The sequence below is a fragment of the Arthrobacter sp. CAN_A2 genome (genome assembly GCF_015752045.1).
GTDB lineage: Bacteria > Actinomycetota > Actinomycetes > Actinomycetales > Micrococcaceae > Arthrobacter_D.
Map to the genome: position 1 here is coordinate 1 of NZ_JADOUS010000035.1, position 5,868 is coordinate 5,868.

Annotated in this window: 3 rRNA genes; all 3 read right to left on the minus strand. The window is 55.6% G+C overall.

The features are described 5' to 3' along the window. Window positions 1-59 (minus strand): 5S ribosomal RNA (gene rrf / locus IWX63_RS16135); the annotation flags it as partial. A 311-nt stretch (window positions 60-370) separates the two neighbouring features. After that, window positions 371-3,527: ribosomal RNA gene (locus IWX63_RS16140) — 23S ribosomal RNA — on the minus strand. A gap of 618 nt (window positions 3,528-4,145) precedes the next feature. Then, a 16S ribosomal RNA gene (locus IWX63_RS16145) occupies window positions 4,146-5,680 on the minus strand. Window positions 5,681-5,868 lie beyond the last annotated feature (188 nt).

Here is a 5,868-nt window from a genome sequence, read left to right on the forward strand (position 1 = left end):
GTCTTAGCTTCCGGGTTCGGAATGGGACCGGGCGTTTCCCCCACGCTATGACCGCCGTAACCCTTGCTACCTGGCGTACCCTGTGTGCCGCACCCGGGTGGGGGTGGGTGGTGGGGTACCGGTAAATTTGTGGGGTTACATCGTTCGTGCTGGATGTAATCGTGCTGTTGTGGTGCTGTGCTGTTGTGGTGCTGTGACTAGGGGGTCCCGTGGTGGGACTCCTGGTGTGTGTGGTGGTTCCTGTTGTTGGTTGGGAACCGCATAGTGGACGCGTAGCATATGTGATCTTCACCGACCCCTTGTGTTCCGGTCGCGGTCGCGGGTTCCTGGTTGCCCAGGGGACCCGTGTTCCGTTCGTGGAGGGGGGTGTGTGGTGTAAGTTATCGGCTTATTAGTACCGGTCAGCTTCACAGGTCTTTCGTCCCTGCTTCCACATCCGGCCTATCAACCCAGTGGTCTGGCTGGGGGCCTCTCACACTCTAGGTGTATGGAAATCTCATCTTGAAGCAGGCTTCCCGCTTAGATGCTTTCAGCGGTTATCCCATCCGAACGTAGCTAATCAGCGGTGCACTTGGCAGTACAACTGACACACCAGAGGTTCGTCCGTCCCGGTCCTCTCGTACTAAGGACAGCCCTTCTCAAATTTCCTGCGCGCGCAGCGGATAGGGACCGAACTGTCTCACGACGTTCTAAACCCAGCTCGCGTACCGCTTTAATGGGCGAACAGCCCAACCCTTGGGACCTACTCCAGCCCCAGGATGCGACGAGCCGACATCGAGGTGCCAAACCATGCCGTCGATATGGACTCTTGGGCAAGATCAGCCTGTTATCCCCGAGGTACCTTTTATCCGTTGAGCGACGGCCATTCCACAATGTGCCGCCGGATCACTAGTCCCGACTTTCGTCCCTGCTTGAGATGTCTCTCTCACAGTCAAGCTCCCTTGTGCACTTACACTCGCCACCTGATTGCTGACCAGGCTGAGGGAACCTTTGGGCGCCTCCGTTACTTTTTAGGAGGCAACCGCCCCAGTTAAACTACCCATCAGGCACTGTCCCTGACCCGGATTACGGGCCGAAGTTAGATATCCAGAGTGACCAGAGTGGTATTTCAACGATGACTCCACATGAACTGGCGTCCACGCTTCACAGTCTCCCACCTATCCTACACAAGCCACACCGAACACCAATACCAAACTATAGTGAAGGTCTCGGGGTCTTTCCGTCCTGCTGCGCGTAACGAGCATCTTTACTCGTACTGCAATTTCGCCGAGTTTATGGTTGAGACAGCGGGGAAGTCGTTACTCCATTCGTGCAGGTCGGAACTTACCCGACAAGGAATTTCGCTACCTTAGGATGGTTATAGTTACCACCGCCGTTTACTGGGGCTTAAATTCCCAGCTTCGTCCCACGCAAGCGTGAAACTAACCGGTCCTCTTAACCTTCCAGCACCGGGCAGGAGTCAGTCCGTATACATCGTCTTGCGACTTCGCACGGACCTGTGTTTTTAGTAAACAGTCGCTTCCCCCTGGTCTCTGCGGCCCCGATCCGCTCCGGCAAGCAAGTCGCCTTCACAGTTGGGGCCCCCCTTCTCCCGAAGTTACGGGGGCATTTTGCCGAGTTCCTTAACCATAATTCTCTCGATCGCCTTAGTATTCTCTACCTGATCACCTGTGTCGGTTTGGGGTACGGGCGGCTAAAACCTCGCGCCGATGCTTTTCTCGGCAGCATAGGATCACCAAATTCCCCCATACGGGGGTCCCATCAGATCTCAAGCCCGTGATTGAACACAAGAACGCGGATTTGCCTACGTTCTGCCCTACATCCTTAGACCGGGACAACCATCGCCCGGCTTGGCTACCTTCCTGCGTCACACCTGTTAATACGCTTACCTCCCGAGATCAGGTCCCGCGATCCACAAAAAACCACGTCACCACAAGGGTGGGCGGTCATGCTTCTGGCGGTTAGTATCCCTCGATCAGTATTGGCGGTTTTTCGCCGGTACGGGAATATCAACCCGTTGTCCATCGACTACGCCTGTCGGCCTCGCCTTAGGTCCCGACTTACCCAGGGCAGATTAGCTTGACCCTGGAACCCTTGATCATTCGGCGGACGGGTTTCTCACCCGTCTTTCGCTACTCATGCCTGCATTCTCACTCGTGTGGGCTCCACCGCTGGTTTACACCGCGACTTCACTGCCCACACGACGCTCCCCTACCCATCCACACCCCTGAACTCAGGAGAACAAGTCTCCGGCTTGGGATCTATGTGAATGCCACAACTTCGGCGGTGTACTTGAGCCCCGCTACATTGTCGGCGCGGAATCACTTGACCAGTGAGCTATTACGCACTCTTTCAAGGGTGGCTGCTTCTAAGCCAACCTCCTGGTTGTCTGGGCAACTCCACATCCTTTCCCACTTAGCACACGCTTAGGGGCCTTAGTTGGTGGTCTGGGCTGTTTCCCTCTCGACTATGAAGCTTATCCCCCACAGTCTCACTGCTGCGCTCTCACTTACCGGCATTCGGAGTTTGGCTGACGTCAGTAACCTTGTAGGGCCCATTAGCCATCCAGTAGCTCTACCTCCGATAAGAAACACGCAACGCTGCACCTAAATGCATTTCGGGGAGAACCAGCTATCACGAAGTTTGATTGGCCTTTCACCCCTACCCACAGCTCATCCCCTCCATTTTCAACTGAAGTGGGTTCGGTCCTCCACGACGTCTTACCGTCGCTTCAACCTGGCCATGGGTAGATCACTTCGCTTCGGGTCTAGATCACGCCACTGCAACGCCCTATTCAGACTCGCTTTCGCTACGGCTTCCCCACACGGGTTAACCTCGCGACGTAACACTAACTCGCAGGCTCATTCTTCAAAAGGCACGCCGTCACAGAAACTAAGTCTGCTCCGACGGTTTGTAGGCACACGGTTTCAGGTACTATTTCACTCCCCTCCCGGGGTACTTTTCACCTTTCCCTCACGGTACTGGTCCGCTATCGGTCATCAGGGAGTATTTAGGCTTACCAGGTGGTCCTGGCAGATTCGCACGGGATTTCTCGGGCCCCGTGCTACTTGGGATCCTCTCCAAACGGCGTCACGCATTACGGTTACGGGACTTACACCCTCTCCGGCCGGGCTTTCAAACCCGTTCACCTATACGCACGCACTCATTTCACCAGTCCGGCAGAACTGGAACGGAAAGTCCCACAACCCCAGTGATGCAACGCCCGCCGGCTATCACACACCACTGGTTTAGCCTGATCCGCGTTCGCTCGCCACTACTGACGGAATCACTATTGTTTTCTCTTCCTGTGGGTACTGAGATGTTTCACTTCCCCACGTTCCCTCCACGTACCCTATGTGTTCAGATACGGGTCACCCGGTCACTCGCGCGCCGGGCGGGGTTTCCCCATTCGGACATCCTGGGATCAAAGTTCGGTTATCAACTCCCCCAGGCTTATCGCAGATTCCCACGTCCTTCTTCGGCTCCTGATGCCAAGGCATCCACCGTGTGCCCTTAAAAACTTGACCACTAAGATCAAAAACATATCGAGAAAACCAGGCCCGAACACACACACCACCAGGAAGACAAAAGCCCACCCTTCAGCACATGCATCGAAACCAGATTATTCTTAGAAATTGCTTCTTTTTAAGATGCTCGCGTCCACTATGCAGTTCTCAACCAACAACCCCGACACACCCGCACCCACCCCCCAAAAGGAACAGACACGGCATGCGCAGGAAAACCAGAAACAACGAACCCCACAACCACTCCCACCCGACACGCACGACACCCACACCACCCCGACCAGCAGCACCCACACCCAGGACCCGAAGACCCCGAACACGACCACCACCACCAGAGCAGGCCAGACACGCACCCACCGAACAAGAACCATCATGAAGCCCTGTTATCTCAGGACCCAACAGTGTGCCAAACAGTAAAACCCGGTAACCCCCACCAACCATCGCTTTCCAGAACCCCGAAGGGAACGTACTCACCAGCCAGCAGGCACCACCAGGCACCTATCCATTGATATTCCACCCATGAGCACCCACCGCGGAACAAACGCCCGCGCAATGGGCTAACTCCTGCAAACCACACACCCACCACTGAAGGACAGGCACATGATCCGAGGCGCTCCTTAGAAAGGAGGTGATCCAGCCGCACCTTCCGGTACGGCTACCTTGTTACGACTTAGTCCCAATCGCCGGTCCCACCTTCGACGGCTCCCTCCCACAAGGGGTTAGGCCACCGGCTTCGGGTGTTACCAACTTTCGTGACTTGACGGGCGGTGTGTACAAGGCCCGGGAACGTATTCACCGCAGCGTTGCTGATCTGCGATTACTAGCGACTCCAACTTCATGAGGTCGAGTTGCAGACCTCAATCCGAACTGAGACCGGCTTTTTGGGATTAGCTCCACCTCACAGTATCGCAACCCTTTGTACCGGCCATTGTAGCATGCGTGAAGCCCAAGACATAAGGGGCATGATGATTTGACGTCGTCCCCACCTTCCTCCGAGTTGACCCCGGCAGTCTCCCATGAGTCCCCGGCATAACCCGCTGGCAACATGGAACGAGGGTTGCGCTCGTTGCGGGACTTAACCCAACATCTCACGACACGAGCTGACGACAACCATGCACCACCTGTAAACCGGCCACAAGTGGCTGACACATCTCTGCATCATTCCGGTTCATGTCAAGCCTTGGTAAGGTTCTTCGCGTTGCATCGAATTAATCCGCATGCTCCGCCGCTTGTGCGGGCCCCCGTCAATTCCTTTGAGTTTTAGCCTTGCGGCCGTACTCCCCAGGCGGGGCACTTAATGCGTTAGCTACGGCGCGGAAAACGTGGAATGTCCCCCACACCTAGTGCCCAACGTTTACGGCATGGACTACCAGGGTATCTAATCCTGTTCGCTCCCCATGCTTTCGCTCCTCAGCGTCAGTTACAGCCCAGAGACCTGCCTTCGCCATCGGTGTTCCTCCTGATATCTGCGCATTTCACCGCTACACCAGGAATTCCAGTCTCCCCTACTGCACTCTAGTCTGCCCGTACCCACCGCAGATCCGGAGTTAAGCCCCGGACTTTCACGGCAGACGCGACAAACCGCCTACGAGCTCTTTACGCCCAATAATTCCGGATAACGCTTGCGCCCTACGTATTACCGCGGCTGCTGGCACGTAGTTAGCCGGCGCTTCTTCTGCAGGTACCGTCACCAACCCCGAAAGGCCGACTTCTTCCCTACTGAAAGAGGTTTACAACCCGAAGGCCTTCATCCCTCACGCGGCGTCGCTGCATCAGGCTTGCGCCCATTGTGCAATATTCCCCACTGCTGCCTCCCGTAGGAGTCTGGGCCGTGTCTCAGTCCCAGTGTGGCCGGTCACCCTCTCAGGCCGGCTACCCGTCGTCGCCTTGGTAGGCCATTACCCCACCAACAAGCTGATAGGCCGCGAGTCCATCCAAAACCGCAAAAGCTTTCCACCAACATGGCATGCGCCAGAAGGTCGTATCCAGTATTAGACCCGGTTTCCCAGGCTTATCCCAGAGTCAAGGGCAGGTTACTCACGTGTTACTCACCCGTTCGCCACTAATCCCCCCACAAGTGAGGTTCATCGTTCGACTTGCATGTGTTAAGCACGCCGCCAGCGTTCATCCTGAGCCAGGATCAAACTCTCCGTAAATGATTCACAGACACAACAATGACACCCGGGAAAACGGGCGACACCACTGCACAAAATTCGAAACCAGCCAAAAAAACCAGCCACCACACACCGAAATGCGCGACAACCAGCCAATTCAACCAATCAAAAAACAATCGGTATCAACAAACTTGGCACACTATTGAGTTCTCAAACAACAGGAACAACCG